The organism is Ruegeria sp. CDSA021, assembly GCF_059612325.1.
In genome coordinates this window covers 19,037-46,004 of the sequence record NZ_JBXWQJ010000007.1, presented here as the reverse complement: position 1 = coordinate 46,004, position 26,968 = coordinate 19,037, and the positions used below count along the sequence as shown (strand labels likewise).

Genomic DNA, 26,968 nt, shown 5'->3' with positions numbered 1-26,968 from the left:
ATTCATATCGAGGGCCTGCATTGTGGCGTACAGACCGGATATTGAATCAGATTACAGCCAATAGTCGCGCCGCTGTCTGCAATAGACGCGCCGCGCCATACTCGCCGATGCAATTGTGAACGTGAGATTAAATGGTACAGATATGGTACCGGTAGCTTTCTAGAGGATGCACGCGCACGAACTGGATCGTCTAGGCATCTATTTTATGGATTTAATGGTAGCGGAGGTCCGTCTTGGACACAAACCCCACACATTAACACTCTGTAAAATATGGGTGCCGTGACCTTCAAGGGGTAAGCCGAAAGGTAAATTGTCGTAGCGGTGCCCTGACTGGCGAATTCGATCAAAAGAAATTGGCCTTCACCGGGGTGCTCTGCGTTGAAGGTTGTCGCTATTGTGGCAAGGGGAACGTCTTACATAGCCTCCAAGGTATGCTGGAGGCCATTTCGAATGTGATCTTCCAACAGCCTCTTCGCCGTGTCGGCGTCTCTGGCCAGCGCGGCATCGAACATGCCCTTGTGCTCCTTGACCGCCTCTTCGCCGCGATAAGTCAGCACAAGCATCTGATACCGCAAGTATTTGTCGTAGATGATGGAGTGCAGAGACAGAAGGTTTTTGGAGTTGCAGGCCGCGATCATCGCTTGGTGAAACTCCCAATCATATCGTTTCCAGGTTTCTTTCTCGGACTCGTCGCCCTTGAGAAGCTGCTGTTCCATCAGGTGCAGTTTGTGGTGTGCGGCAACGAGGTTGCCTTCCCAATCCGTGTCGCCATTCGCAATGGACAATTCCAACGCGTGGCATTCCAACAGGACCCGCAGCTCTGAAATCTCGGTCAGGTCTTCTCGTGAAACTGGTGTGACCAGGAAACCCCGTTGCTCGGGAGCTTCGACAAATCCGTCGCTGGCGAGCCTGTTCAGCGTTTCACGAAGTGTCGAAAGGCTTGCCGAGTAGCGTTCCTTCAAGGCGTCCAGCTTCAGTTTGGAGCCGGGCTGCAGCTCCCCGAAGATGATGTCCCGCTTGATGCGCTGATAGGTGCTTGCACCTATCGTAGACGGCTGTTTCGCCATGCGTTTCACCCGATATTATCAGTTTCCTCGTTCAATTAGCATTTTTCAGAGACATCAGCAATCCAAACTGATGTATGGTAAAAATAAAAATATCATACATTATTGCGGAATCGCGAAAACCCCAATACGGTCGTGGCCAAGTTGGGCAAAGCAGCCCGATCGCAATCATCGGTTTCGGGATTTTCCAGACCCTCCGAAAGGAAGCAAAGTGTCTAAGAATTTTCGCATTGCCATTGTCGGCATTGGTCTTGTTGGACGCCGCCACGCGGACGCTATCCGAGCGTTGCGCCATGTTGATCTCGTCTCGGTGGTCGACCCCAGCGATGAAGGTCGTGCTTACGCCGTTGAGCACGGGGTCGCATGTTACGAGACCCTTGAGGAAATGTTTGCAAATCAGACGCCGGACGGAGCTGTTCTTGCGACCCCGACCACGCTTCATGTTGAACAAGGCCTCACGTGTATTCGACATGGTTGTCCCGTTCTCGTCGAAAAGCCGATCGCCGTGGAAGCCACCGCTGCACTTGAGCTTGTTCAAGCAGCGGAGAAGGCCAATGTGCCACTGATGGTCGGACATCATCGTCGGCACAATCCTCTGATCCGGTCGGCTAAGGAAGCCGTTGTCGATGGGAAGATTGGAGATGTGCGCGCTGTCCATGCGAATTGCTGGTTCTATAAGCCAGACGAGTATTTTGATGCTGCGCCCTGGCGAAAGAAACCCGGTGCAGGGCCCATCTCGGTCAATCTTGTCCACGATGTGGATTTGCTGCGGTACCTGGCCGGAGAAGTCGTGACCGTTCAGGCTCAGTCGGCTTCATCGCAGCGGGGTTACGACAACGAAGATGTCGCCGGCGCGCTGTTGACGTTTGAAAGTGGGGCGATCGGGACCATAAGTGTGTCCGATAGCATCGTTGCTCCATGGAGCTGGGAGATGACGTCTCAGGAATATCCAATCTATCCGTCGACCACTGAGAGTAGCTACATGATAGGTGGCTCTCATGGTTCGTTGTCCGTTCCCGATCTTCGATTGTGGAGTTACCAGAGTGAGCAAAGGGACTGGTGGACACCTATTTCATCGACCGCGCTGAAGAAGGGTGCGTCTGACCCTCTGGTCAATCAGCTCAGGCACTTTGTTGAAGTAGCTCGGCACGAAGCAGTGCCGATTGTGTCTGGATGGGAAGGGTTCAGAACGCTTCAAGTTATTGAAGCTATTCAGAATTCTTGCAGAACTGGCGAGACTGTCAGGATAAGAAACCTTCAGGAAACGCAGCAACAGAGCTTGCAGGTAATGAAAAATATCTGATATTTTGTAAAACATCTTGCAAAATGTCCAAAATAGGTCAAAACTCTGAATCGCAAAAAAGAAGCATCATGATGTCTCAGGGAGGAGCAAAGTGATTACCAAACTTACCCGCCGGGCTGCTGTATCAGCCCTGGTCGCAACCGGTGTTCTGTTTAGCGCAACAAGTGGTGCGCTGGCGGAAGACAAAGTTCAACTTCGCCTCGCAACATCAGGATCGGAGACCGATCAGCGCTCGGTCGCAATGGCCGAGGTTTTCGCACCTATGGTCGCTGAATTTGCGGCGTATGAGCCCAGCTATAACGGGACAATCTTCGCCCAAGGTACGGAGTTGGACGCCATCAGCCGGGGCAACCTGGAAATGTCGATCACCTCGGCGCAGGAACTGGCACAGTTCTTCCCCGAGTTTTCGATCTTTACAGCAGGCTATGTCCACCAGGACGCCGCGCATCAGGTGGCTGTCTTCAACGATCCCTTGATGGATGCCTTCAAGCAAAAGGCCGAAGAAGAACTGGGCGTCAAACTGCTGTCGGTCATGTATCTGGGCCGTCGTCAGGTGAACCTGCGCCAACCCAAGGATGAACTGACCGTCAGCACCCCGGCTGATCTGGAGGGTGTGAACCTGCGGATGCCGGGCACAGATGCGTGGCAGTTCCTTGGCAAAGCGTTGGGTGCTGCCCCGACACCAATGGCGTTCTCAGAGGTTTACACAGCTCTGTCGACCGGCGCCGTTGACGGCCAGGACAACCCGTTGCCAACCGTGGTTGATGCCAAGTTTTACGAAGTGACCAATCAGATCATCCTGACATCGCACTTGGTCGACTTGAACTATATCGCCATTGGCAAAGAAGTTTGGGACGGGTTGACGCCGGAACAGCAAGCCAAGGTTCAGGAAGCTGCGGACGCAGCAGCTGAATCAGGCCGTCAGAAGCAACTTCAGAAAGAAGAGGATCTTGTCAGTTTTCTGAAAGAGCAAGGAATGGAGATCTACGAACCCGATCTCGCTGCGTTCCGCGATCAGGTACAGTCTATGTATCTGGACAGCGAATTCGCTGGCTCATGGCCCGAAGGCGTTCTGGATCAGATCAACGCTTTGGGCAACTGAGCCCAGTAAGACAAGGGAGGGAGAACCATAATGAAAGCCTTCATAAAGGGGTTCTCCCGACTGACCGAAGCGATTGCCGGTGGGATGCTGGCGGCAATCTTCCTGATCTTCCTATTGCAAATACTCTTGCGCTATTTCTTTACCCCCGCCGGATGGACGCTTGAACTCATCGGTATTCTGTGGGTCTGGGTGATCTTCTTTAGTTGCGCTTTCATAGTGCGCGAACGGGATCACGTGAAGTTCGACATCATCTACCTTTCCGTGCCGATGCGCGTGCGGCAGGTCTTTGCGATGCTGGCGGCCGCAGCGATCGTGGTCGGTATGCTCTACAGCTTCCTTCCAACATGGGACTACATCGATTGGATGAAAATCCGAAAGACATCGACTGTCCGCAATCCGTTTTCCGGCGAGAAGATACCTTTGCGCACAGTATTCTCGATTTACGCGGTATTCATGCTGGTCGTAGCAGCGCGCTACGCGTGGCTATTCTTCGACGTCATGCGCAATGGCCCCCCAAAGACAGAGTTGGAACTGGTTGTTGGGTACAACGTGGTTGACGACCATCCCCGTGTCGACGTCGAAGAGGACGAGGAAGTTAAGAAATGAGTTTTGAACTTCTTTCCTGCCTGCTCGCTCTCTTTCTTCTGGCAGGCATCGGGACACCTATTGGCTATTCCATCCTATTGGCCTCATTAGTGTACCTGGGCACGGCCGGATTGGACGTCGCACTCGCAGGCGAGAAGATCCTGCAGGGCTTCTACAAAAGCACGATCCTGCTTGCCGTGCCGTTGTTCATCGTCGCCGCGAATATCATGAATGCTGGTTCGATCACGGACCGTCTGCTGAACTTCTGCGTAGCCGCTGTCGGTCGTTTCAAGGGCGGCCTCGGGCACGTCAACGTGGTAGCGTCCCTGATCTTTTCCGGTATGTCCGGCTCGGCTGTCGCGGATGCCGCGGGGATCGGCAAGATCATCATTGAGATGATGACCAAGGATGGCCGCTACAGCCGAGGTTATGCTGCTGCTATTACCGCGGCGTCGGCGACGATTGGCCCGATCATTCCGCCCTCGATCCCAATGGTTTTGTACGCGCTCGTTTCCAAGGCCTCCATCGGATCTCTGTTCTTAGCCGGTATTCTGCCGGGCCTGATCATGGGCGTCGTCCTCATGGCGATGAACTACTATCTGGCCGGAAAGCGGAACTTTGCATTGGAAGAACCTGTTCCTCTGCGCGAATTGCCGGCTAAAACCGCCAACGCGTTTCCGGCACTGCTGATGCCCGCAATCCTGCTGTACGGCATATATGGCGGCGTCACCACTCCGACCGAGGCTGCAGCCGTGGCTGCGTTCTACGCCCTGCTACTTGCAGCGTTGTTCTACCGCGCACTGACCTTCCGTGGCCTTTATCAAGTGTTCGTCGACAGCGCGCGCTCTTCCGCGGCCGTCGGGGTGGTCATTGGTGGCGCGTTCATTCTGAACTTCATCGTCATTCAGGAGCAAATTCCTCAGTCGATCTCGGCGCTGCTGGAGGGTTCTGATGTAAGCCCGATTGTGTTCCTGATCCTGGTTAACCTGCTGATCCTTGCGTTGGGATGCGTGTTAGACGCAACAACGATCATCCTCGTGATTGTGCCCCTGTTCATTCCAACCTGCGAAGCGCTTGGGATTGATCTGGTGCATTTCGGAGTGCTGGTCGTCGTGAACTCGATGATCGGCCTGATCACTCCGCCTTATGGCATTCTACTCTTTGTGATCAACGCCGTGACGGACATTCCGCTGCGCGAAATCATCTCCGAAATCTGGGCCTTCCTCGCGGTTCTCATCTTCGCCCTGGTGATAATGATGCTGATGCCGGATCTGGTCCTGTGGTTGCCGCGTATGTTTGGATATCAGGGATAATGTGCCTCTCGGTTTCGACAACGTCGATCCCCGGTGATCTGGCCGAAAAACTGAGTGCTATCGCTGACGCGGGATTCGGAGGTGTCGAATTACACGAACCGGATTTGACCGCTTTTGACGGGCCGCCATCGCAAGTCCGCAAGATTGCATCGGACCTCGGCCTGAAGATATGCCTGTTACAACCCTTCCATAATCTTGAAGGCCAGCCCGAAGCCGGACGTGAGCGCGCCTTTGATCGACTGAAGCGCAAACTCGACCTGATGAGCGAGCTGGGAACGGAATTGCTGCTTATCGGGTCTGCCTTCGAGGTCGATGTCGCTGCGACCGAAGAACAGGTAGTCGCAGATCTTGGCGAAGCGGCCCAAATCGCGAAAGAGATGGGATTGCGTCTGGCCTATATGGGCTTGCCGTGGTCAGATCTTATTCACTCGGATGAACAGGCGTTAGGCGTCGTTGAAGCTGTCGACAGCCCTCATCTGGGGTTGGCTTTGAACTCATTCTTCTCGCTCGCTGACGGGTCTAAACCCGCCCGCCTTCGAGACATTCCCGGAGAGCGGTTGTTCCATGTGCAACTGTCCGATGCACCCCGGCTTGAGATGGATATCCGCAGGCTCAAGCGGCACTTCGGGCTTTTGCCCGGTCTGGGATCGCTGAACCTTGCGGGCTTCGTGCGGGTGCTGTCCCGCGCCGGGTACAAGGGGCCGTGGTCCATCGCGCGCGTCAACGAAGCGGCCCCGCAACCGGGTGGTCGAACACTGGCCCGAGACAGCTACAGATCGCTGGTCAATCTGCTGGACGAGGTGTCGCGGACCGAGCCGGGAACCGATTTCGGCATCCCGAACCTGCCGGAACGCGTTTACGCGTCAGGCTTTGAGTTCGTCGAATTTACAGCCGACGAAACAAGCGGCGCGCAGCTGGCAGATATGCTGTCAGCAATGTGTTTTCGAATGGAGCGAAAACACGTCGCCAAGTCCGTCGAGCTGTGGCGGCAAGGCGCGATCAACATCGTTGTGAATACCGAAAAGGAAGGTTTTGCCCATTCGGCCTTCCTGGGTCACGGCCCTTCCGTTTGTGATATGGGGTTGCGTGTCAAAGATGCGGATCAGACGGTTCAGCGCGCCAACGCGTTGGGCGCGCCGAATTTCTCACAGCCGGTGGGAACAGGGGAACTGGATATCCCGGCCATTCGGGGCGTTGGTGGCAATGTTGTCCATTTCATCGATGAGAAATCCGATCTGCATCGGGTGTGGGATATCGAGTTCGAGCCAGTCGCCAAGACCAAAGCGATCCAGCCCGCCGGTCTGCGCCGCATCGACCATCTGGCACAGACGATGCGTAACGATGAGATGCAAAGCTGGCTGCTCTATTACATCTCGACTTTTGAGATGGCAAAATCCCCGATCGTGAACGTTGCCGACCCGTTGGGTGTTGTGCAAAGCCAAGCCATCGAAAGCCCCGAAGGCGAAGTGCGTTTAAACCTGAATGGTGCAGTTGGGCGTCGAACACTGGCGGCTTCATTCCTTGAAGACGGTTTTGGTGCCGGTGTTCAGCACATCGCCTTCCAGTCGGACGACATATTTGAAACCTCAGCCCAATTGCGGAAGTCCGGTTTTCCCAGCCTGTCTATCCCAGAAAACTACTACGCTGATCTGCAAGCGACATTCGGGTTAAGTGAAGACCTGATCGCCCAAATGCGCAGGGATAACATACTCTACGATCAGGCGGCGGGTGCCGAGTACTTTCAGATCTACAGTCGCCCCATTTTTAACGGCTTTTTCTTTGAAATTGTTGAGCGCCGAACTGCTTACGCCGGCTATGGCGCGCGTAACGCTGCGTTTCGATTAGCGGCGCAAACGCGACACCACGTGGCGGAAGGAACAACCTAATATGAAGGCCGCACTAATCGGACAAGGGATTTCTGGCTCCATGACGCCTGAGATGCACGAGGCGGAGGGCCGGGCGCAGGGTATCGATCTGAGCTACGGTAGGATCGACACGGCAAAAGAGCCATTTCGTGGAATGTCGGTCGCTGATTTACTGCATTATTCCGTTGAATTAGGCTGTGCGGCGGTCAACGTGACACACCCCTACAAAGCGTCGGTCATTGATCATCTCGATGAGCTTTCCAAGACTGCTGAGGAGCTTCAAGCTGTCAACGCGGTGGTTTTTTGTGACGACCGAATGGTTGGCCACAACACCGATTACATAGGTTTCCACAGTGCCTTCGGAGATTTTTTGGGATCATCGAAGACTGAAACGGTTCTCATGTTTGGTGCTGGTGGCGCGGGCAGTGCAGTCTCTTTGGCTTTGCTTGATTCAGGTGTTCGAGATCTGGAGATCATCGATCCTGACTTCCACCGAGCGCAGGCGCTGGTCAGTCGACTAAAGGTCTTGCGCCCTTGTGCGAAGCTTCAGGGTTCCCCCTCGATTTCGTTGGAACGGGTCAAATTTGTGGACGGAGTGGTCAATGCAACACCGCTCGGGATGGATAAGTACCCCGGGTCGGTAATTGATCCATCATTGTTGCGGCCGGATGCTTGGGTGGCAGATATAGTATATTTCCCGCTCGAGACACATCTTCTGAGCAGCGCCCGCACAACTGGGTTAAAAGTGATGAATGGTGCTGGAATGGCAGTTCATCAGGCTGCAGCGTCTTTTGAAATCTTCACCGGCTGCACCGCCTCAATCAGTCGTCTTCAAAACGTTTTCGATTCACTTCGTCAGCAGCGCATGCGCGAGTTTAGAGGTGCAACGGTATGACAAACGACGAGCAAGCTATCCGCCAATGGTGGCGTACCTCCATCATCGACATGAAGCCCGGTCAGATCGCTTTTCGTGGCAACGCCATAGAGGACCTGATCGGGAACGTATCTTTCCCGCAGATGATCTGGCTGATGGTGCGGGGTGATCTGCCCAGCGACGCACAAGCGCGCTTGTTCGAAGCTGCTTTGGTCGCAGGCGTGGATCACGGCCCACAGGCTCCCTCAATCGCGGCTGCGCGTATGGCCGCCACCTGCGGGGTAGGTCTCAATAATGCGATGGCGACTGCGGTGAACATGCTGGGCGACGTGCACGGCGGGGCAGGAGAGCAGTGTGCAGAGCTGTACTATGATATTGCGGGCCGAATGGATGCGGGAGCATCGTTGAATGACGCTGTTCGGGATGGCTTGGACAGCTGGCGCGAGACCTACGGCAAGATCGTATCGGGCTTTGGTCACAGGTTTCACAAGCCTGTGGACCCACGCGCACCACGATTGATGCAACTTGTTCGTGATGCCGCGGCAGAAGGCACAGTTTCTGGCCGGTTTGCCGATATCGGAGAAGAGGTTCAGGCCGAACTCGGCCGTCAACGCGGAGGTCGGCCCATCGCCATGAATATCGATGGCGCGACAGCTGTGATCTTCTGCGAACTTGGCTTTCCTGCACCCTTGTCGCGAGGGCTGTTCTGCCTGTCCCGTTCGGTCGGAATACTCGCCCACGCCTGGGAGCAGATGGGGCAGGGCGGTCGGAACAAAGGGCCCATGCCACCGAATTACTTACCCCTTTACGAAGACAGGAATGATGACACGTGAGACATCGAAATCCTTCCGGGTCGGCCTTATTGGTTGTGGTCGTATCAGCGACATCTATCTAAAAACACTATCCAATTTTTCGAGCGTCGAGGTTGTGGCCTGCGCAAGCCTCGATCCTTTAGAAAGCCGCGCCAAGGCGGATCAATACGGCATCGTCAAGGCCTGCACGCCGGATGACGTGTTTGACGACCCGGCGATTGATTGCGTTCTGAACCTGACAATTCCGGCGGCGCATGCCGAAATCAGCCTGCGCGCGTTAGAGGCGGGCAAGCACGTCTATTCCGAAAAGCCACTGGTCATGAACCGATCGGATGGAAAGGCGATCCTGCACACGGCCTCTGAAAAGGGGCGACTGGTTGGTTGCGCGCCCGACACGTTTCTGGGCGGTCGTTGGCAGACCGTTCGGCGTTTGATCGATGAAGGCGCTATCGGGAAGCCAACAGGGGTTTTTGCCCATGTTGGCACCCACGGCACGGAACGCCATCACCCCAACCCGGATTTCTACTATCAGGCGGGTGGAGGACCTTTGCTGGACCTTGGGCCATATTATCTGACCGCCATGATCTGCTGTCTTGGGCCTGTTGACCGTGTCGCCGGAATGGCGCGGCGAACATTTGACCAGCGGATGATCGAAAACGGTCCGCGCAACGGAGAGTGGATGGATGTCGAGGTCAACACGCACTCCCTAAGCCTACTGCAGTTCTCGTCCGGCGCCATCGGGTCAATGACAATGAGTTTTGATGTCTGGGACAGCGAAACGCCCCGTTTCGAGATCTATGGCGAAGACGGAACTATAAGCATCCCTGACCCTGACCCGGTTCATGGCGCCAATATCTTTCAAGGGGATGTCTGGTTGAAAACGCGGGAGACCTCGCGCTGGTCTCATCAACCTCGTCCAACCGGTCGTGGGGACTGGCAGGTGGTCGAAAACAAACAAGGGTTTAACGAAGACAGCCGTGGCCTCGGCTTATTGGACCTGGCCCTGGCGGCACAAGAAGGCCGCCAACCCCGCGCGAGTGGAGCGCTTGCCTACCATGTGTTTGAGGTCATGGACGCGATTGAACGGGCGCCGAAATTTGGTGCTTACCAGACAATAGAAAGCCGTTGCGCAGCACCGAAACCTCTGCCGGTCGATTTCCTGAACGAAGAGAGGAAGGAGTTGGCGCATGCCGATTGAGACACTCGACTTTGCCCAGCCATTCTTTCGCGTCCAGCACATAACTGACGAAGACAGAATATCTGTCGAGGGTCGTGCAATTGTTCTGAACCTTGGGGGACGAGACCTTTCAGTCGTGGATCAGACCGTTGCACCGCTTTCGTCCGTTATCGTGCAAGATAGCACGCTTAACGGCGTGGAACATGCAGTCATTGTCCACGGTTTCGACGCCCATGCCGATGAGAACGAGTTATTTGAATGGGTGAAAGATACGTGGCCATCTGCTTTTGATATCCGCCAAGAGGAGCGTCTGCGCGGTGTCAGCCATTACATGTCGCCAAAGGTCTTTGTGGGTAACGTTGGATTGACTATGTACCACTCGGGCTCGGTTCCACTGAATGTTGGATTGCACAAGGAACATCCGTTCTGTCCGGTGCCGGGGTTCCGCGAAGTGCATACGCAAATTGTGGGCTTTGGTAAAATGCAGCAATGCCGCGAATGGGACGTTGAAACCCTTTACCTCGAAGAATTCATGGCCCCCGGCACGACGCACAAGCCGATGTATGACGCCGACGGCAACTATCCCTGGCATCAATACGAGACGATTACCCCCAGCATCTTCATGGCTGTCGAAATACTGCCAGAAGGCGCGCAGGTTCCTGAGATGGAGGTTCAGAATGGCTGAGAGACTTTTACCCGAAAATCTGAACTTTGACGGACCTTTCCCCCGCCTGTCTCGCCGTTTGCGGCTGGGTGTTGTTGGCGGCGGACGTATCTCTGTCACGCAGGCAACGGCCGCGCGGATGACCGACCGGTGGGAGGTCGTTGCAGGAGCGCTCAGTTCTAACGCCATGCGAAGCAAGGCGCGCGGGGCCGAGTGGTTCCTGCCGGCCTACCGGTGCTATGCGTCCTTCGACGAGATGGCAAAGGCCGAGGCGGCACGCCCGGATGGCGTAGATGCCGTCATGATCACCACCCCGAACCACGTTCATTTCGAAGCGGCCAAAGCCTTTCTGGAGGCGGGCATTGATGTACTATGCGACAAGCCCCTGACCAACAAAGTTGCCGAGGCCGAGGGGCTTGAGAAGATCGCCGCGCGCACGGGACAGGTCTTTGCCGTCGGATATGCGATGTCGTGCTTTCCGGTCATCCGTCAGGCCAAACAAATCGTGGCGGAAGGCGGCATCGGTAAAATCAACCAAATCCACGTCGAGTTCATGCAAGACTGGATGACGCCCGATGATGTGGCTGATGCGCCCCATGTCAAATGGCGGCTGGACCCAAAGATTTCTGGTCCGACCAGCTGTGTCGGCGATATCGGAACCCATGCCGCGCATCTGGCCAGTTTTGTCTCGGGCCTGCCCTTGACCAACCTACGGGCCGAGTTTCATGTCTGCGGCGCGCCAAAGCCTTTGGAAGACACAGCATTCATGTTCACCCGCTATCAAAACGAGGTTCCGGGAACCCTGATGGCGACACGCCTTGCCCCCGGGAATCGGGGAGGGTTGCGGTTGCGGATATATGGGAACGAGGGAGGTCTCGAGTGGGACCTGGAGAATTCGGAACAGCTGAAGTTCAATCGGTTTGGTGAGCCGGATCGTATCATTAGCCGAGGTCACGGGCACGGCATCGGACCTGGTGCGGAGCGTCTGATCCGTACGGCGCGCGGCTTTCCCGAAGGGATTATCGAAGCCTGGGCCAACCTCTATACGGAATTTGCCATGGCCGTAGCCGCGCGTCGGGATGGCGTTACCGTTCCGGCCGATTGGCTTGCTTATCCCAGTGTTGAACAAGGTGCAGACGGTGTCCGATTCATTGAAGCCTCTGTGCGCTCTCACCAGTCCGGTGGGGAATGGGTCACTCTCTAAGGTTCTGCCAACACGAATGTAAAACACGCCCGGGCAGTTGCCCGGGCGCTTTCATTTCCTGCTCAGCATTAAAAGTTGATATTTTAAAAAATATCAGATATTTTTTACTACGTGTGATGAAATTGAGATTCGCAGACACGTGGAGCTGTCGTTCATGGCGAAACCCGAAGAGGCTGGCGCAAGCCCCTCTCTTTACTCCTTGGCGCATCTGACGCTGATCGGCTGTACGCCGCCCGAGCTGGTCTATATCGCCGCGCGGGCCGGTTACGATGCCGTCAGCCCCCGGTTTATCCCGATGCATGTACCCGGTGAGTTCACTCAATCTCCAATCGACAAGGCACAGGTGCAAGCCACCAAAACTGCTCTCTCTACCACTGGCTTGAAAGTCCTCGATGTCGAACTTGCGCGCATCACAGAAGATGTCGATCCGCGCAGTTTTGAGCCTTCTCTTGAGATTGGCGGGGAACTGGGCGCCAAGCGCATGATCATGAGTGCGTGGACCAACACCCGCGATGATCGTGACTTTCTGATCGACGTCTATTCCGAGACCTGCGAGTTGGCAGCGACCTATGGGCTGACAGTCGATTTGGAGTTTCCAAGCTTCTCTCGCTTGCGCACTCTGGATGAGGCATTGGATATTGTCCGTGCCTCCGACCAGTCGAATGGCGGTATTCTGGTCGATACGCTTTATCTGCACCTCAGCCGCGTTGATCTCGGAGAGCTTTTGCACGTCCCCTCGGATCTGTTTCATTTCCTGCATATCTCTGATTGCCTGCCCGGCATTGCCGATACGCGCGAGGGCATGATCCAGCTGGCCCGTGATGCAAGGTTGTACCCCGGCGAAGGCTGGATCGATTTCACCGGCATCATCGAACGGATGCCGCCCGTCGACTATTCCATCGAACTGCCCAACCAAAGCCGCGTTGCCGAGTTGGGATATGAAGAACACGCGCGTCGCTGTCTCAGCCACGCCAAGCGAACATTCGGCCAGGCGCGGTCACAGCGTCGTATGTCCGATGCTGCAATTCCAAAACACCAAGAGGATCATCATGGGCAAAGAGCTCACTGAAAACGACCGCAACATGGCGGCCGATATGCTGGCACGCGCACGCGCTGCAATGGCCGAAATCGAGGATTGGGATCAGGACAGGCTGGACCGCCTGTCTCAGGCCATTGCGTGGTATGCGGGGAACGAGAAAACCTTCACGCGTCTGGCTCAGCAAGGCGTGGATGAAAGCGGTATCGGAGATCGCGAAGGACGCCCTGCGAAGCGTTTCAAGGTTCACATGGTATTGCGTGATGTCTTGCGCACTCCATCGACCGGTATCGTCGAGGTGGATGAGGAAAAAGGTCTGGTGAAATATGCCAAACCTGCCGGGGTGATCGCATCCTTGATCCCAATGACCAACCCGGCGATGACACCACCAGTGACCGGTGTTTCCGCCGCCAACGCGCGAAATGCGGTCATCTTCAGCCCGCACCCGCGAACCGCCCATACCACCTATGAAATGGTCGAGGTCATGCGTGCAGCTTGTCGTGCCGCCGGAGCCCCCGAAGATCTGTTTCAATCCATTCGCAAACCGTCGATCCCATTGACGCAACATCTGATGGAGATCTGCGACCTGACGCTGGCGACTGGCGGCAAGCCTATGGTCAAAGCGGCCTACAGTTCGGGGCGTCCAGCCTATGGCGTAGGCGCGGGCAATTCATCCATCGTTATCGATGAAACAGCCGACTTGGACATCGCCGCGCAGAACACGCGCATTTCAAAGACGTCTGACTTTGGGTCGGGTTGTTCGGCTGACGGTAACATCATTATCCAGCGCTCGGTTTATGACGATATGATCAAGGCGCTGGAGGCCGAAGGCGGGTACCTGTGTTCGGATGAAGAGAAGGCTATGCTCGAAGCCACTATGTGGGACGAAAAGGGCAACCGTACGTTCCCGACTATCGCCTGTCCGCCTCAGCAAACGGCTAAGGTCGCCGGGTTCTCGATCCCCGAAGATCGCAAGTTTCTGATGGTTGAAAATCAGAACCAAATCGGGCCGCAGCACAAGTTCTCAAAGGAAAAGCTGACCACGCTGATGGCGCTATATCACTTCGACACGTTCGATGACGCGTTGGAAACGGTCAGCCAGATCTACAACACCGGAGGTAAGGGCCATTCCTGCGGGATTTATAGCCACAATGACGATCACATCGATCGGTTGGCGCGTCTGGCTCCGGTCAGCCGTATGATGGTCCGGCAGCCACAATCTAAGGCTAATGCAGGTGCCTGGACCAATGGCATGCCGATGACCAGCAGCCTCGGCTGCGGCATCTGGGGCGGGAACATCACCAACGAAAACGTCACAATGAAACACATGATGAACTACACCTGGGTCAGCCGCCCGATCCCGGAGGATCGCCCCTCGGAGCCGGAGCTGTTCGGTGAGTTCTACGGACAGGAGGTCGCGTGATGGACGGAGCGAAACTGGACGGCAAAACCGTTGCCGAACATATCGTTGACTTTCTCGAACGCCGTGAGGTCAAGCACGTTTTCGGCCTGTGCGGGCACACGAACATTGCGGTTCTGGCTGCGCTGGCGGAAAGTCCCATCGATTTCGTCACAGTACGACACGAACAAATCGCCAGCCACGCGGCGGATGCATATGCCCGCGTGACGGGCAAGGCCTCGGTGGTGCTGTCCCATCTCTCCCCGGGGCTGACCAATTGCGCCACCGGGGTCGCCAACGCCGCACTGGACTGTATCCCGATGGTCGTGATCGCGGGTGACATTCCCACGCATTACTACGGTAAACATCCGCATCAGGAAGTGAACCTGCATGCAGACGCAGCCCAATGGGAGATTTACCGACCCTTCGTGAAGCGCGCTTGGCGCGTGGATCGCGCCGACCTGATGGCCGAGATTCTGGAGAAGGCGTTTCACCTCGCGGAAAGCGGTCAGCCTGGCCCCGTGTTGGTCAATGTGCCGATGGACATCTTCTCGGAAGTCATCCCGTCGGACAGCTTTGATCGTATTCTCGGTAACACGAACGCGCTCAAGAAACCATCGATCGACGACGAAACCGCGCGTGAGATTGTCGAGGCACTTGCGAAGGCCGAAAACCCAGTAGCTTATGTCGGAGGTGGTATTCTTCTGGCACAGGCCAGCGAGGAGTTGCGAAAATTTGTTGAACATATGGGCCTTCCAGTCGCGCATTCCCTGATGGGTAAAGGCGCGTTGCGAGACGACCATCCGCTTGTGCTGGGAATGACCGGGTTTTGGGGCACCGAATTGGTCAACCAGTCCTGCTTGAATGCGGACTACATCTTTGCCGTGGGCACTCGGTTCAAAGAGGCTGATTGTTCAAGTTGGTACCCTGGCTACACGTTCAACATTCCCGGATCGAAGGTCATTCATATCGACATTGAGCCGCAGGAGATCGGTCGGAACTATCCCACCGAGATCGGAGTCGTTGCTGACGCCAAGGCCGCTTTGTTCGTCCTCAACCGGGTCGCCCGCGAGATGTATCCGGACGGCTTCAAGCGCCCCACGCTGGAGCAGAAAATCGCTGGCTTCCGGACGGACTTCAAAGCGCGCAATGTTGAAATGGTGACCTCATCTACCTTTCCAATGATGCCTGAGCGTATTCTGGCAGATACCCGCAAGGCACTGCCCGAGGATGCCATCATCACCACGGACGTTGGATGGAACAAGAACGGTGTCGGGCAACAGTTCGACATTTTGACGCCGGGTTCAATCCTGACCCCGGGCGGGTTCGCGACGATGGGTTTCGGTCCTCCAGGCGCGATCGGCGCGAAACTTGCGGCACCTGATCGCGTGGTGCTTAGCCTGGTTGGCGATGGTGGATTCGGTCAAAATCCTTCGATGCTCGCGACTGCCGTCGAACTCGATCTGGGCATCATCTGGCTGGTTATGAACAACAACGCCTTCGGAACTATCGCCGGCCTTCAAAAAGCGCACTACGGTCTGACCTATGGAACGACGTTCCCCGGATCAGCCGCCGCACCCGCAAACGGACCGGGCTATGCCGACATAGCGCGAGCCTACGGCGCGGAAGGGCACAGACTCGGCGCTGCTGACGAGTTGTTGCCTGCATTGGAAGCGGCAATCGCCAGCGGCAAACCAACCGTGCTGGATGTGCCAATGATCAACAACCCGACACCAACGACCGGTCATTGGAACATCCTGGACATTTATTCGCCGGACAAGGATGTTTCTCACGTCGCGACCTGACGATACTGAGCGCGGTAAGCCGCGCCAGTTTTTTTCTTTCAATAGGCCCAAGTCAGCCAACCCTTCTGAGAGCGGGCAGTGCCTCAAGAAGATCTAACTGGGTTTACAGCCCTAACAGCTCTCGATCTGAGTCGCGTGAGATACGTTCGTGCAGAAGCTTGAGCAACCGATCAGCTTTGTCTCTCTCAATTTCCTCGAGAAGCTTCAAAACAGCGGCGCCATAGATAATCTTTTTGCGCGTTTCATTACGTCGTCGTTGTTTGCTCGCCCGTGCCTGCAGGTCCCTGAGTCTCGCGCGCGCCTGTTCGATTTGTTGATCCAGATCCGCCATTTCGTTCTCCCTTGATCGTGGTGGTCGAACAGGAAATGCGGCCTGGACCCCGGCTTCGCCACCCGGGCGCGAAAATGTGGCTTCGCCAGGCCGCTTGTGAGCGACCGTCCGCATGCCCGTTGGGCAATGCGCGCAGTTACGCAAACTTGGGGTTTGCCTGCGCGCCTGCCCCGGGCTTTTTTGTGCGGAGATCGGGTTGGGGCCCGATGTCCTTTACATGATACACCCCGCCAGCAGACTCGAAGTCATCCTGCATTCTCGTGCCGACGGTCGCTCCGCCGTCAAATCCGCCGCTTACACCGCGCGCACCACCTTCCGGGATGCGCGGGTTGGACGACGGTTTTCGCCGGGCAGAAAGGGTGGCCTACTGTCTCATGAATTGATCAACTGGACAGGAAACGCCGAGGAGCTCTGGAACGCTGCCGAGCGTTCGGAACGCCGAAAGAATGCAAGAGTCATCCGCGAACTGCGCCCATCCCTGCCGCGCGAGCTACCGCTTCCCGAGCAGGTCCGGCTTGTCCGCAGCTTCTGCCTCTGGCTTCGCGATAAATACGGCGTTGCCGTTCAAGCCGACATTCACGCGCCGCGTTTCTTGTGCCCTGAGGAAGAGAAACGGCACAGCGCGGGCAAACTCGAACTGACGCGAGAAGACTACGAGCGGAGGCTCTTCAATCCATCGAAGACCAACCTGAATTTCCACGCCCACATCCTGGTGACGACCCGGAAGGTTGATAGGATCACAGGCGACTTTGGTGAGAAAACGCGTATTTTTGACGACAGAACCTCAGGCCCAGGAGAAATCAAGCGTATCCGTGGAGAATGGGAAAAGCGGACCAACGCGGCCCTGCGCAGGATTGGCTCTCCAGCGCGGGTTGATCTTCGTTCGTATGCCGAAATGGCCAAGACGGGCGATGCACCGCAAGGCCTGGCAAGACAAGATCATGTCGGGCCACGCAGATCTGCAAGGTCGCGCCGCAGACTGCAAGAAAGCGGAAGCGACGACACAGTTGCCGGAGTACGGCGCCAGGCTGTCCAAGAACACAATTCAACACTCTGGCACTCTTGGTTGCAGCTGCGCGCCCTGGAGCGTCAGAGAGATGACCTCGAAGCGGAGCGTATCGCGCGGGAGAGAGAGGCTGTCCGCAAGAAAATGGCCAGCGATGAGAAACGTCGAATGATGGAGGCGAGATCCGAGCGCGAAGTGAATGCTGCGCTGGAAGCTTCGTCGCAAATAGAATGTCTCAGAACTGAAACAGCATACCAGAAAGCGGTACGATGGGCGACAGAAGGTATAGAAGCCGATCCATTAGATACCCTCGATGAGGAATTCTCCTCTGATGTCGACCTTGAGGCGTATCACCTACCTCAGCTCCAGCAGAATGATCGGGTTTCCAACATACGGCGTGTAAGAACACGCAAGCCGCGTCAGCGTACAAGATGACACCGAATCCCGTTTTTGCAGGGCACAATACTGGATGCGATCGATATTGTTTGGACTCGAGCCGTTGATCGGTTGACGAGCATGGGACGTCACCCGGGCCTTGCCTTTCTTTGCTTGGATTTTTCTGTGCCTACAACCGTAGAGCCAATTCCCGCGGATGAAGCACACCGATCCGCGCGACTTTGCCCCGCATTCAGATGACACCCACACCGTTTCGCCAGAGGAGTATGTTCAGCTTCTCCATCCCGTCGGTGCGGTTGGTAAGCCTGCCGTTCTGATCAAGAATTCCGGGGAGGCCAGCCAACAATTCACCCGCTCTCCGGATGGGATTGTAGCGTGCCTTCATGCGCTGCTGGATCGCACATCGTTCATCTCGTTGAACCGGTTCAATGGTCGACGCAGGAACTCCAGCCTGGCAAGTCTGAATACGCTCTATGTCGATCTGGACTTTCACAACGATCCCGGCTGGCGCGCTGAGGGTGAAGAGAACGTTCAGGCAGCCGTCGCGGGCCATCTTCTGATGCGCGGTGTCTCTGAGCCATCATTCTATTTGCGAACGGGACGGGGACTGGCTGCAATCTGGTTGATCCATTCGATGCCACCTGCTGCACTATCCCGCTGGCAGGCGGCAATCCGGGCATTGATGGATCTGCTTGCTCCCTTTGCTTCGGATCGTTCTTGCAACGACCCAGCTCGCGTCTTTCGCATTCCCGGCACTCGAAACGAGAAACCGGGTCGGGTCGTTCGGGTCTCTGGTGGGAATTGCCAACGCCAGGATTTTGATGTCCTTGCTGATCAGATTTTTGTCGCCGTCGGGCGGCCCACCCGTTCCGAGCTTACGGAGCGCCGCAAGCAGCGGCAGGATCGGGTGCCGGGTAGCCGGACAATGCCTCGAGGTTTGACGCAAGCTGAGCGCTTTGAACAGATACGGAAAGATCTCGAGGCTTACCGGATTCACCATGGTGGGGTGATCCCCGAGGGATACCGAAACACATGGCTGCATTTCTATGCGACCTGCCTGACTCATCAGTCAGATACCAAGGGCATCGAGGGTCGCATTCAACGAGCGGCAGATACGGCAACCCCCAGGCTATGCAGGAATGAAACAAACGCAATCATCAAGCAGGCTCTTGCGAAGTCAAAGCTGCAAGCCTCCGACAACGCACGCGAGAGTGAGAGATATTGTTACCGGGGTTCGACTGTCGCGGAGCGTCTCGACGTATCGGCCGATATGGCGCGTCAGTTGAACATGCGCCAAGTGATGCCAGCCGAAGAGCGACAACGCAGAAAGGCTAAACAGGAACGAGAGCGACGTGCTGCGCAGGGGAGTGTCTCTCGAGACCAGTACCTGCTGGAAAACAGCGCGTCGAGAAACAAGCCCTGGCTGAACTATGGTCTTGGTAGGTCCCAGTATTACGCGCGCAAGAAGGCAGGAACACTCCCAGAGCTGCCCGTTGCTCCGGACCGGACAGGTCCATGTCCTCTACAGGGGAACCATTCTGGACACAGAGAACTCTGTGGCCCTCCAACAGAGGCGCAGCGGTCAGAAACACCCGTCAACCGACCCATTGGAAACACTTCGAACACGCTGGCGACAGATCGGAAAGCTGCAACAGACCAGACAACAGCGCACGGGCAAGGACCGAAACGGCGGAAAGGGCAGGCTTCCCACTTTCGACTGCGCAGTCCGGATGTCGCGCAGCCGAAAGTGGGAACCAGCCCAAACAAGGTGGAAGACGCGGCTCTTTGCAACTTCGATGAAGGATGTCCCATGACACTTCAAACTGAAATCGCGCTGCCCTGTGAGAACTGGAAATCCCGTTTGAAAGTTGGCGATGTCGTCGCGTTTCGCTTTCCCCATGAAACGATGGGAGAGGATGATCCCAAGGTTCGGCCGTCGCTGGTAATTGATGTCGAGGAAATGGCGGGTGAGCGCTTTGCGGTTCTGGCCTACGGCACCACGAACCCGTGTCCACGCAAACAGGCCTATTGCGTTGATGTGCGGTCGGAAGAGGAGCGCGAACAGGCATCATTGCGGGCGCCGACACGCTTCAATGCCGCTCGACGCGTCTCCGTCTCCGTCAACAACAGCGGCTTCGACAGAAACTCCGCGGGGACGCCCGTATTGGGTGAACTCGCCGACGCAGCGCTGGATCGGCTTCATCGCGTTCGCGCACGACTACATGCAGAACGAGATATCCGGCGCTCCCGCAGGTTCGGACGCAGAGGCTCGGGTCGTAAGATACGCGCCGTCACGGTTGAAACGCGTCGCAAGGGACGGCCGGATACGCAGGAGGTGCGCTATGTATGATAGCAACGCGCAGCAGTTATTGCCGATCGAAGCGGCGATCCTCGAAGCGCTGAACATGGTGCCCTCAGCGTCAAAGGCACTCGACATGCTGATCGACAATCTGGAACCCAGCGGCGCGCGCATAGCCTATCGTTTTGGCTCGCGCCTCCGTGCGGGCGAAATGTTCGGTGATCGCGATCTCGACGATCTCGAATCTCTGCTCCAGCCTGTCTTGGCTGAGATAGAAGATGGATGGGTAAGCGAGGTGATCGCAGACGAGCATTGCCCGGGCGGTGCTTGGATCAACAAGCGGCTGACAAATCGGGCAGCCGAACTGAACCTGACGGTTGAACCTTTGGTAACGCTTCGCAGGCGTCTTCAACTCATCCAGAACCTGCGTCGTGCCGACCGCATATCTCGTCGAGTGATCGCAGAAGCGCAGACTTAGCCTGCCGCTATCGGAGAGCGTTTCTCGCTCTCCGAACCGTTCGGATTAAACTGCGTTTCTAAATTTTCTAAAGGAGACCGATCTCACGCTCGTTGAAACATAAAGCGAGCACCATGACAGTTCAAAAACCGATCCAAACCGATTTTTCGATTTGTGAAGAGATCACCAAGTCCCCAGCAGCAAAGCAAAACCCGACGCCAGATGTTGGTTTGCTTGAGCTCGTCCGGGAATTGGCCCGGGCGGCAGCACAACAAGACGCGAGGAACTCGAGAGAATGCAACGCCGCGCTGCGATCTACGCCCGCTATTCGACCACGCTCCAGTCGGAGCGCTCCATTGAAGATCAGGTGGAGCTCTGCCGACGCTACCTGACAAGTGAAGGCTATAGGGAGGTCCGGACATTCGAAGACAGGGCCAAAACCTCTGAGACTCTGATTGGGCGAGTTGGTTTTGCTAATCTTCTCGAAGCGGCGAGTGCGGGGGAAATTGATGCACTGGTCGTGGAGTGTGTTGATCGGATCAGCCGGGACGCAGGTGATCTTCATAAGGTGCATAAACTGCTTAGCTACGCTGGCGTCGAAATCATTTCAGCCAGCGAGGGGGTACAGTCGGAACTCCAGATTGGCCTTCGCGGCTTCGTCGGTACGGTTTTCCTCAAAGATCTGCGTGAAAAAGTGCATCGCGGAATGTCAGGCAACATAGCCAAAGGTTTGAGTGCCGGCGGTAAGGCTTATGGTTACTCACCTATTGCGGGAAAACCCGGGGAGCTCCAGGTCAAGGCACACGAAGCGGAAGTTATTTGCCAAATCTATAAGGCCTACGCAGAAGGAGCCTCCCCGCGAGATATTGCTCATGATCTCAACGCTCGCGGTGAGTTACCGCCTCGTGGGACGAAGTGGAACGCGTCAACGCTGAACGGAAACGGCAAGCGCGGCTACGGTATTCTCAGAAATTCCCTTTATGCTGGCATACTCGTTTGGGATCGCGTCAAAATGGTACGAAACCCGACAACAGGCAAAAGGGTCAGCCGTGAAAAGCCGGTCAAAGACTGGAAATTTGCGGAAGTTCCGCACCTTCGTATTGTCGAAGAGGAACTTTGGGACGCAGTTCAGCGGCGTTTGGCCACGCAGTCTGCGGCCAAGCGATCGGGAAAATCGACCCGAAACCCTGTGCGCCCGTTCTCGGGGCTGATCAAATGCGGGTGCTGCGGTGGCGGCATGTCGATTCATGACAGAAACGGCAATACCATCCGCATCCGTTGCTCAACGGCCAAAGAGAGTGGCTCCTGCAACAATAACGGGAAGGTTCGCCTCGACAAGATCGAGAGCGCTCTGCTGACCGAACTGCGAAAGGAGTTGTCTGAGCCAACCTACATCGATGAGTTCATCCGCACCTACAATGAAGAACGTCGCAAACTCAACGCAGCGGACAAACCGGACAGGAAGAAGCTCGAACGCGCTTTAGCAGAAGCTAACAAGCTGCTATCGCGCCGTATCGAGCTTTTTGAGATGGAAATTCTTGAAGGAGTCGAAGGCGAGGCAAAGTTGACCGAGGCCAAAGAACGCGCCTCAGTTGCCGCGGACGTATTGGCCAGCTTTGACGAGAAGGAGAAGGCGCTCGAATTCAATCCTGCGACAGCATCCAGTTATGTCACGGCACTGGATGAAATGATCTCTTCCATGCAGTCGCATGACGGCAATCCGAATCCAAAAGCACGTGATGCGGTGCGCGGCTTGATTTCGGAGATCGTTGTGTCTCCGACCGAGGAAGGCGGCGTGCCGGTCGAAGTGAAAGGCCGCCTTAGCGCCCTGGTTTCAAACCGTTCCAAAAAAGTGGGGGGTTTAGTGGTAGCGGAGGAGGGACTTGAACCCCCGACACGCGGATTATGATTCCGCTGCTCTAACCAACTGAGCTACTCCGCCTTGAGTGAGAGGCGATGTAAGCGAGGGGCCGGTGAGGGTCAAGAGGGAAATCACGCTACTTGGGGATTTCTTTCAAAGGCTCAGGCACCCGGTTCTGCTTGGGCGGCTTCGAAGCGGTCGTGGCGTTCACCATCTTGCGGATAAACGCCGCACATATCTCTGGTTCCGTGATCAGGATCATATGCCCTAACCCGTCCAGCTCTTCATAACTCAGGCCAAACTTGGTCATCGGTGGCCCGTGAAGGGCAGGGGACAGGAGCGCGTCTTGACGGCCATACAATATACCCCCGGGCACGGACAGTTCCGGATATCTGGCAACCTGTGCATCGCAACTGGCATCCAGCCCCGCAACGTCTTGCGAGGCCGTGACAAAGGCCGATGGGCGCAACCCAAGCGCACCGCCTGCACGGTCAAGAAAGTCATTTGGTGGGGTTTCAGGGCCAAATGCCACGCCCAGACTGTACGGCGCTGTTTTTGAGGCCATGGGCACCGCAATTGTGTTGGCGATCAGGCTGCGCAGCCATTCTGACCGGATATTGAGCGGTTTAAAGATCACCGGAGTTTCGGGCAGCCTGTGCGTCACGGGGGCCAGCAACGCCAGCCCCGATATTCGTTCGGGGTGGTCCAAAGCCAGCGCCAGCGACACTGCGCCACCCAGTGAATGTCCGACCAGTACGGCCTGATCCACACGTTTGATTTCGAGAAACTCGGCAATCATCGCCGCCTGATGCGGCAATTGTGCCAGTTCTGCCGTGTCGCGGGTTGAATATCCGCAGCCGGGACGATCCAGCGCAATGACGTGGTATTCTTCGGCCAGTTGATCGGCCAAGGCGTAGGTGAAATGCTGTAATTGTCCCGCCAAACCATGGATAAGGACCAGCGTTTGTGCGTCAGGATTGCCCTTTTCCACATAGTGGATGCTGCCGCCCTGCACAGGCACGATCTGGCCCATTTGTGGCACGGTTCTAAGCCCCTGACGCGTAATCAGCCGGGTCCACAGAGCCATAGCCAGAAGAAAAACGACACAGGCTGCAATCAGGCTTAGAATAAGTGTCATCTGGCTGGCTCCTGCCCAACGAGGGTGTATTGTTCCAATCCCGACTGTGCCATACGCGCTTGAAATTCGCCAACAGTCCCTGGCCATAAAGTCGTGTTCTTGCCGTCTTCGTCAATGTACCAGGATGTACATCCCCCGGTCTGCCAGACACTGTCGGCGTGACGGTCCTGCATCTCTTGCGTGAAACCCGCCTGTTTCGTCGCATCCGGTGTGATTGCGGAAAACCCCTTACGCTGCATCTCGCTTAGGACGCGGCCGATATGACCGACCTGCGCCTCGATCATCAGCACGACCGAGTTGTGGCCCAGACTTGTATGCGGGCCCAGAAGGGTAAAGAAATTGGGAAAGCCTGAAATTGCTGTGCCCAGATGTGCGTTCATGCCGTCTGCCCAGGCTGTTCGTAGTGTCACGCCATCTGCGCCAGTGATGTCCAGCCGCTCGACCACATTGGTCACGTGAAACCCGGTGCCCCAGATCAGCGCATCGGCTTGGACTTCAGTGCCATCCGACGCGATGAGAGTATCCCCATCGATGCGGGCAACACCCTGTGGCACAACGCTGACATTGTCGCGGGCCAGGGCTGGATACCAGTCGTTCGAGCTGAGGATACGTTTGCAACCAATCTGATAGTCGGGTGTCAGAATACGCCGTTCTTCGGGGTCGGTAATCGCCCGCTCCAGCGATTTGCGCCACATCTTTAGGGCAAAGTTCATCGCCCGTTCCTCGCCCCTGAAAACGCGGTGGCGGAACTCGAAAAACATGAAAATCAGTTTGCGCCGGATACGTGGCAGTAAGGGAAGGCGGGCATATAGCTTGCGCACCCAAGGCGCGATTGCGCCATCCGGGCGCGGCATGACGTAAGGCGCGCTGCGCTGAAAGATGGTGACGTGACGCGCAACCTTGGCAATCTCTGGTACGAATTGAACGGCCGACGCCCCGGTGCCCACAACCGCCACGCGTTTTCCAGTTAGATCAACGTCGTGATCCCACTGGGCCGAGTGGAAACAGGGGCCGGGAAAACTGTCCGCGCCGGGAAGATTTGGAATGCTGGGATGATGCAGCGCTCCGATGGCCGAAACCAGAAACCGGGCCGACCACAGCTGCCCGTCGACGGTTTCAACCTGCCAGCGCGCGCCATCCCATCTGGCCGATTTCAGTTCCTGCCCGAAATGGCACAGGTCATACAGCTGCTCTCGCTGCGTGACATCCTTCAGGTAGGCCTGAATTTCAGCGCCTTCGGCATAAGCGCGGCTCCAGTGCGGATTAGGGTGGGTCGCCATGGAATAAAGATGCGACGGCACATCGCAGGCGACACCGGGATAGGTGTTTTCGCGCCACGTACCACCGATATCATCGGCTTTTTCCAGAATGGCGATATCCTTGATGCCGCGTTTGCGTGCCTCAAGCGCCATCGTCAGCCCAGAAAACCCGGCGCCAACAATCAGCATCTCTGTCATGTGGTGCATTTCTGCGCCCCTCCCGAAACAACCATACGGGTACCTGTTGCAGATGTATGCACATGATTGACTGTGAAGCAGGTCACTTAACGAAAGGTAAACAAAGGTTCATTTGCGCTGCGCGAGCTAAAATCGTGGAATGTGGTCAGTGTCGCTTCCTGCAAGCACATATCGCAATCAGAGAGGTGATCGCTCTGCGAATCCGCCAATTTGTTTGAAAATTGGAGGATTGCCCTTTGACTACTCGCACTGCCGCGCGGTCCGGCGGACGCTCCGCCCGCCGCGCCCAACGTACCGCTCCGAATTTTACCATGCTGCCGGGTCTGACCCGGGGCATTCCTGTCTGTGAAGTCATGGACGGAAGTCAGGTCGAACGCATCGACAATGCGGCGATGGATATTCTGGAAAACGTGGGCGTTCAGTTTCGCGACCCCATCGCGCTGGAAGACTGGAAGAAAGCTGGCGCCAAAGTTGACGGAGAGCTGGTCTATCTGGATCGCAACATGGTGCGCGAGCTGATTTCGACCATTCCGGCGCAATTCACGTACCATGCGCGTGATCCGCAAAAGAACCTTGCGCTGGGCGGCAAGCACTCAATTTTTGTGCCGATGACCGGGGCCCCCTTCTTGCGCGATCTGGATGACGTGCGCCGGAACCCGACGCTGGACGACTTGGCGATGTTCCACAAACTGTCGCACATGATGCCCGCACTGCACAGTTCGGCCCACCATATCGTTGAGCCCTACGATCACCCGATCAGTCAGCGGCATCTGCGCATCACCTATTCGTCGATGAAATACTCGGACAAGACCTTTATGGGCATGACCACCTCGCCCAAGAATGCCGAGGACGTGATGGATATGTGCGCCATTCTGTTCGGCGAGGATTTCATCGATGACCATCCAGTCACCACCGGCAACTGCAACGGCAACAGCCCTCTGGTCTGGGATGAAACAATGCTGGGCGCGATGCGGGCCTTCTGCCGTCGCAACCAGCCGGTTTTGTGCTCGCCCTTCGTTCTGGGTGGCGCGAACACCCCCGCATCGGTGCCCGCGACCGTGGCACAATTGACCGCCGAGGCGCTGTCGGCGCTGGCCTACACACAGGTGGTTCGCAAAGGATGCCCGGCAATTTGGGGGCATTACCTGTCGACCGTGTCGATGAAATCCGGTGCGCCGATGGCAGGTACGCCTGAAATCAGCCTGATGAATTTCATGATCGGTCAGATGGCGCGGTACTATGACGTGCCATGGCGCACCTCGAATACGCTGGGCGGGGCCAAGACGTTTGACGCGCAGGCGGGATACGAATCCGCCACAACGCTTAGCGCGGTTATCCACGCCGGAGCCAACTATATCTGGCATTCGGCAGGCTGGAACGAGGCGGGCATGCACTGCTCGACCGCCAAGTTCATCGTTGACGCGGAACAATGCGCGATGGCCTACCGGATGGCGGAAGGTCCGAAATGGCACGACTTCGATCAGGCCCTGGCAGCGGTTCCGGATGTCGGCCCTGGCGGCCACTATCTGGGTCATCCGCACACGCAGGACAATTTCCAGACCGCATTCTTCATGCCGGAACTGTTCGACAATAACTCGATCGAACAATGGGTGGCGGAAGGTGAGGTGGAAATCACCGAGCGCGCCTTGAAACATGCCCGGAAATTGCTGTCTGAGTATCAAGAACCCAAACTGGACGAAGCCAAAAACGAAGCGCTTCTGGACTATATCGCGCGCCGCGAGAGGGAAATTCCGGCTGCGGATGAGTTGAACCAGACATACTAACATATACTCCCCGTACTGGCCCGCCCGCATTCCGGG

At 56.4% G+C, this 26,968-nt stretch carries 22 protein-coding genes and 1 tRNA gene; 18 read left to right on the top strand and 5 right to left on the bottom strand.

All coding sequences use genetic code 11. The features are described 5' to 3' along the window. Nucleotides 1-413 precede the first annotated feature (413 nt). Nucleotides 414-1,067: a GntR family transcriptional regulator gene (locus AC2FLD_RS11060; RefSeq protein ID WP_170353340.1), complete on the bottom strand. Its 654-nt coding sequence runs from the start codon at nt 1,065-1,067 to the stop codon at nt 414-416. Between AC2FLD_RS11060 and AC2FLD_RS11055 the strand changes: the two genes are divergently transcribed. The 13 genes from AC2FLD_RS11055 to AC2FLD_RS10995 all read left to right on the top strand — a co-directional run bounded on the left by AC2FLD_RS11055 (nt 1,066) and on the right by AC2FLD_RS10995 (nt 16,203). Next, complete coding sequence (locus AC2FLD_RS11055) at nt 1,066-2,367, top strand: Gfo/Idh/MocA family protein (protein WP_496669591.1); 1,302 nt, start codon at nt 1,066-1,068, stop codon at nt 2,365-2,367. The genes AC2FLD_RS11060 and AC2FLD_RS11055 overlap by 2 nt on opposite strands. A 91-nt stretch (nt 2,368-2,458) precedes the next feature. After that, a complete protein-coding gene (gene dctP, locus AC2FLD_RS11050; protein WP_496669593.1) occupies nt 2,459-3,469 on the top strand; it encodes a TRAP transporter substrate-binding protein DctP in 1,011 nt (336 codons plus the stop codon). Nucleotides 3,470-3,499: 30 nt separating this feature from the next. Continuing rightward, nucleotides 3,500-4,075, top strand: coding sequence for a TRAP transporter small permease (locus AC2FLD_RS11045; protein WP_170460347.1), 576 nt, complete (start codon nt 3,500-3,502; stop codon nt 4,073-4,075). After that, nucleotides 4,072-5,367, top strand: coding sequence for a TRAP transporter large permease (locus tag AC2FLD_RS11040; protein ID WP_170328647.1), 1,296 nt, complete (start codon nt 4,072-4,074; stop codon nt 5,365-5,367). The genes AC2FLD_RS11045 and AC2FLD_RS11040 overlap by 4 nt, the downstream gene beginning before the upstream one ends. Further along, the gene (locus tag AC2FLD_RS11035; RefSeq protein ID WP_496669595.1) at nt 5,367-7,253 is read left to right on the top strand and encodes a bifunctional sugar phosphate isomerase/epimerase/4-hydroxyphenylpyruvate dioxygenase family protein; all 1,887 of its coding nucleotides are present in this window, start codon (nt 5,367-5,369) and stop codon (nt 7,251-7,253) included. The genes AC2FLD_RS11040 and AC2FLD_RS11035 overlap by 1 nt, the downstream gene beginning before the upstream one ends. A gap of 1 nt (nt 7,254) precedes the next feature. Beyond that, nucleotides 7,255-8,127, top strand: a complete 873-nt coding sequence (locus tag AC2FLD_RS11030) for a shikimate dehydrogenase (RefSeq protein WP_108859947.1) — start codon at nt 7,255-7,257, stop codon at nt 8,125-8,127. Beyond that, on the top strand, nt 8,124-8,939 hold the full coding sequence (locus tag AC2FLD_RS11025) for a citryl-CoA lyase (RefSeq protein WP_496669597.1): 816 nt from the start codon (nt 8,124-8,126) through the stop codon (nt 8,937-8,939). The genes AC2FLD_RS11030 and AC2FLD_RS11025 overlap by 4 nt, the downstream gene beginning before the upstream one ends. Next, nucleotides 8,929-10,116, top strand: a complete 1,188-nt coding sequence (locus tag AC2FLD_RS11020; RefSeq protein WP_496669599.1) for a Gfo/Idh/MocA family protein — start codon at nt 8,929-8,931, stop codon at nt 10,114-10,116. Before AC2FLD_RS11025 ends, AC2FLD_RS11020 begins: the two co-directional genes overlap by 11 nt. Next, on the top strand, nt 10,106-10,780 hold the full coding sequence (locus AC2FLD_RS11015; RefSeq protein ID WP_496669601.1) for a hypothetical protein: 675 nt from the start codon (nt 10,106-10,108) through the stop codon (nt 10,778-10,780). The genes AC2FLD_RS11020 and AC2FLD_RS11015 overlap by 11 nt, the downstream gene beginning before the upstream one ends. Further along, nucleotides 10,773-11,963, top strand: coding sequence for a Gfo/Idh/MocA family protein (locus AC2FLD_RS11010; RefSeq protein WP_496669603.1), 1,191 nt, complete (start codon nt 10,773-10,775; stop codon nt 11,961-11,963). The genes AC2FLD_RS11015 and AC2FLD_RS11010 overlap by 8 nt, the downstream gene beginning before the upstream one ends. A gap of 154 nt (nt 11,964-12,117) precedes the next feature. Beyond that, on the top strand, nt 12,118-13,032 hold the full coding sequence (locus AC2FLD_RS11005) for a sugar phosphate isomerase/epimerase family protein (RefSeq protein ID WP_496669605.1): 915 nt from the start codon (nt 12,118-12,120) through the stop codon (nt 13,030-13,032). Next, nucleotides 13,013-14,422: an aldehyde dehydrogenase family protein gene (locus AC2FLD_RS11000; RefSeq protein ID WP_496669607.1), complete on the top strand. Its 1,410-nt coding sequence runs from the start codon at nt 13,013-13,015 to the stop codon at nt 14,420-14,422. The genes AC2FLD_RS11005 and AC2FLD_RS11000 overlap by 20 nt, the downstream gene beginning before the upstream one ends. Then, nucleotides 14,422-16,203, top strand: coding sequence for a thiamine pyrophosphate-binding protein (locus AC2FLD_RS10995; RefSeq protein ID WP_496669609.1), 1,782 nt, complete (start codon nt 14,422-14,424; stop codon nt 16,201-16,203). Before AC2FLD_RS11000 ends, AC2FLD_RS10995 begins: the two co-directional genes overlap by 1 nt. A gap of 103 nt (nt 16,204-16,306) precedes the next feature. Here the strand turns inward: AC2FLD_RS10995 and AC2FLD_RS10990 are convergent, their stop codons facing one another. Further along, on the bottom strand, nt 16,307-16,534 hold the full coding sequence (locus AC2FLD_RS10990) for a hypothetical protein (protein ID WP_496669611.1): 228 nt from the start codon (nt 16,532-16,534) through the stop codon (nt 16,307-16,309). Nucleotides 16,535-16,751: 217 nt separating this feature from the next. On the opposite strand from AC2FLD_RS10990, the gene AC2FLD_RS10985 reads away from it, so the two are divergent. The 4 genes from AC2FLD_RS10985 to AC2FLD_RS10970 all read left to right on the top strand — a co-directional run bounded on the left by AC2FLD_RS10985 (nt 16,752) and on the right by AC2FLD_RS10970 (nt 22,601). Further along, a complete protein-coding gene (locus tag AC2FLD_RS10985; protein WP_496669613.1) occupies nt 16,752-17,975 on the top strand; it encodes a MobA/MobL family protein in 1,224 nt (407 codons plus the stop codon). Between the two features lie 157 nt (nt 17,976-18,132). Continuing rightward, nucleotides 18,133-20,286 (top strand): hypothetical protein, encoded by a 2,154-nt coding sequence (locus AC2FLD_RS10980; protein WP_496669615.1) that lies wholly within the window; start codon nt 18,133-18,135, stop codon nt 20,284-20,286. Continuing rightward, nucleotides 20,279-20,713, top strand: coding sequence for a hypothetical protein (locus AC2FLD_RS10975; protein WP_496669617.1), 435 nt, complete (start codon nt 20,279-20,281; stop codon nt 20,711-20,713). Before AC2FLD_RS10980 ends, AC2FLD_RS10975 begins: the two co-directional genes overlap by 8 nt. A 274-nt stretch (nt 20,714-20,987) precedes the next feature. After that, nucleotides 20,988-22,601, top strand: coding sequence for a recombinase family protein (locus AC2FLD_RS10970; protein WP_496669669.1), 1,614 nt, complete (start codon nt 20,988-20,990; stop codon nt 22,599-22,601). Here AC2FLD_RS10970 and AC2FLD_RS10965 read toward each other — a convergent pair. From AC2FLD_RS10965 to AC2FLD_RS10955, 3 genes are all read right to left on the bottom strand, one after another. Further along, nucleotides 22,558-22,634: transfer RNA gene (locus AC2FLD_RS10965), tRNA-Met, on the bottom strand. The two genes, AC2FLD_RS10970 and AC2FLD_RS10965, sit on opposite strands and share 44 nt — an antisense overlap. Before the next feature lie 55 nt (nt 22,635-22,689). Beyond that, nucleotides 22,690-23,691: an alpha/beta fold hydrolase gene (locus tag AC2FLD_RS10960; RefSeq protein ID WP_496669618.1), complete on the bottom strand. Its 1,002-nt coding sequence runs from the start codon at nt 23,689-23,691 to the stop codon at nt 22,690-22,692. Further along, nucleotides 23,688-25,157 carry a flavin-containing monooxygenase gene (locus AC2FLD_RS10955; RefSeq protein WP_496669620.1) on the bottom strand — a complete coding sequence of 490 codons (1,470 nt, stop codon included), beginning with the start codon at nt 25,155-25,157 and terminating at the stop codon, nt 23,688-23,690. The genes AC2FLD_RS10960 and AC2FLD_RS10955 overlap by 4 nt, the downstream gene beginning before the upstream one ends. A gap of 227 nt (nt 25,158-25,384) precedes the next feature. On the opposite strand from AC2FLD_RS10955, the gene AC2FLD_RS10950 reads away from it, so the two are divergent. Then, the gene (locus tag AC2FLD_RS10950; RefSeq protein WP_496669622.1) at nt 25,385-26,932 is read left to right on the top strand and encodes a trimethylamine methyltransferase family protein; all 1,548 of its coding nucleotides are present in this window, start codon (nt 25,385-25,387) and stop codon (nt 26,930-26,932) included. Nucleotides 26,933-26,968 lie beyond the last annotated feature (36 nt).

Bases quoted from the DNA above. Each gene is read 5' to 3' on its own strand.
- AC2FLD_RS11055 (WP_496669591.1), top strand. From the start codon at position 1,066: ATGCGTTTCACCCGATATTATCAGTTTCCTCGTTCAATTAGCATTTTT.
- AC2FLD_RS11060 (WP_170353340.1), bottom strand. From the start codon at position 1,067: ATGGCGAAACAGCCGTCTACGATAGGTGCAAGCACCTATCAGCGCATC.
- AC2FLD_RS11045 (WP_170460347.1), top strand. From the start codon at position 3,500: ATGAAAGCCTTCATAAAGGGGTTCTCCCGACTGACCGAAGCGATTGCC.
- AC2FLD_RS11040 (WP_170328647.1), top strand. From the start codon at position 4,072: ATGAGTTTTGAACTTCTTTCCTGCCTGCTCGCTCTCTTTCTTCTGGCA.
- AC2FLD_RS11035 (WP_496669595.1), top strand. From the start codon at position 5,367: ATGTGCCTCTCGGTTTCGACAACGTCGATCCCCGGTGATCTGGCCGAA.
- AC2FLD_RS11030 (WP_108859947.1), top strand. From the start codon at position 7,255: ATGAAGGCCGCACTAATCGGACAAGGGATTTCTGGCTCCATGACGCCT.
- AC2FLD_RS11025 (WP_496669597.1), top strand. From the start codon at position 8,124: ATGACAAACGACGAGCAAGCTATCCGCCAATGGTGGCGTACCTCCATC.
- AC2FLD_RS11020 (WP_496669599.1), top strand. From the start codon at position 8,929: ATGACACGTGAGACATCGAAATCCTTCCGGGTCGGCCTTATTGGTTGT.
- AC2FLD_RS11015 (WP_496669601.1), top strand. From the start codon at position 10,106: ATGCCGATTGAGACACTCGACTTTGCCCAGCCATTCTTTCGCGTCCAG.
- AC2FLD_RS11010 (WP_496669603.1), top strand. From the start codon at position 10,773: ATGGCTGAGAGACTTTTACCCGAAAATCTGAACTTTGACGGACCTTTC.
- AC2FLD_RS11005 (WP_496669605.1), top strand. From the start codon at position 12,118: ATGGCGAAACCCGAAGAGGCTGGCGCAAGCCCCTCTCTTTACTCCTTG.
- AC2FLD_RS11000 (WP_496669607.1), top strand. From the start codon at position 13,013: ATGGGCAAAGAGCTCACTGAAAACGACCGCAACATGGCGGCCGATATG.
- AC2FLD_RS10995 (WP_496669609.1), top strand. From the start codon at position 14,422: ATGGACGGAGCGAAACTGGACGGCAAAACCGTTGCCGAACATATCGTT.
- AC2FLD_RS10990 (WP_496669611.1), bottom strand. From the start codon at position 16,534: ATGGCGGATCTGGATCAACAAATCGAACAGGCGCGCGCGAGACTCAGG.
- AC2FLD_RS10985 (WP_496669613.1), top strand. From the start codon at position 16,752: ATGATACACCCCGCCAGCAGACTCGAAGTCATCCTGCATTCTCGTGCC.
- AC2FLD_RS10980 (WP_496669615.1), top strand. From the start codon at position 18,133: ATGAAGCACACCGATCCGCGCGACTTTGCCCCGCATTCAGATGACACC.
- AC2FLD_RS10975 (WP_496669617.1), top strand. From the start codon at position 20,279: ATGTATGATAGCAACGCGCAGCAGTTATTGCCGATCGAAGCGGCGATC.
- AC2FLD_RS10970 (WP_496669669.1), top strand. From the start codon at position 20,988: ATGCAACGCCGCGCTGCGATCTACGCCCGCTATTCGACCACGCTCCAG.
- AC2FLD_RS10960 (WP_496669618.1), bottom strand. From the start codon at position 23,691: ATGACACTTATTCTAAGCCTGATTGCAGCCTGTGTCGTTTTTCTTCTG.
- AC2FLD_RS10955 (WP_496669620.1), bottom strand. From the start codon at position 25,157: ATGCACCACATGACAGAGATGCTGATTGTTGGCGCCGGGTTTTCTGGG.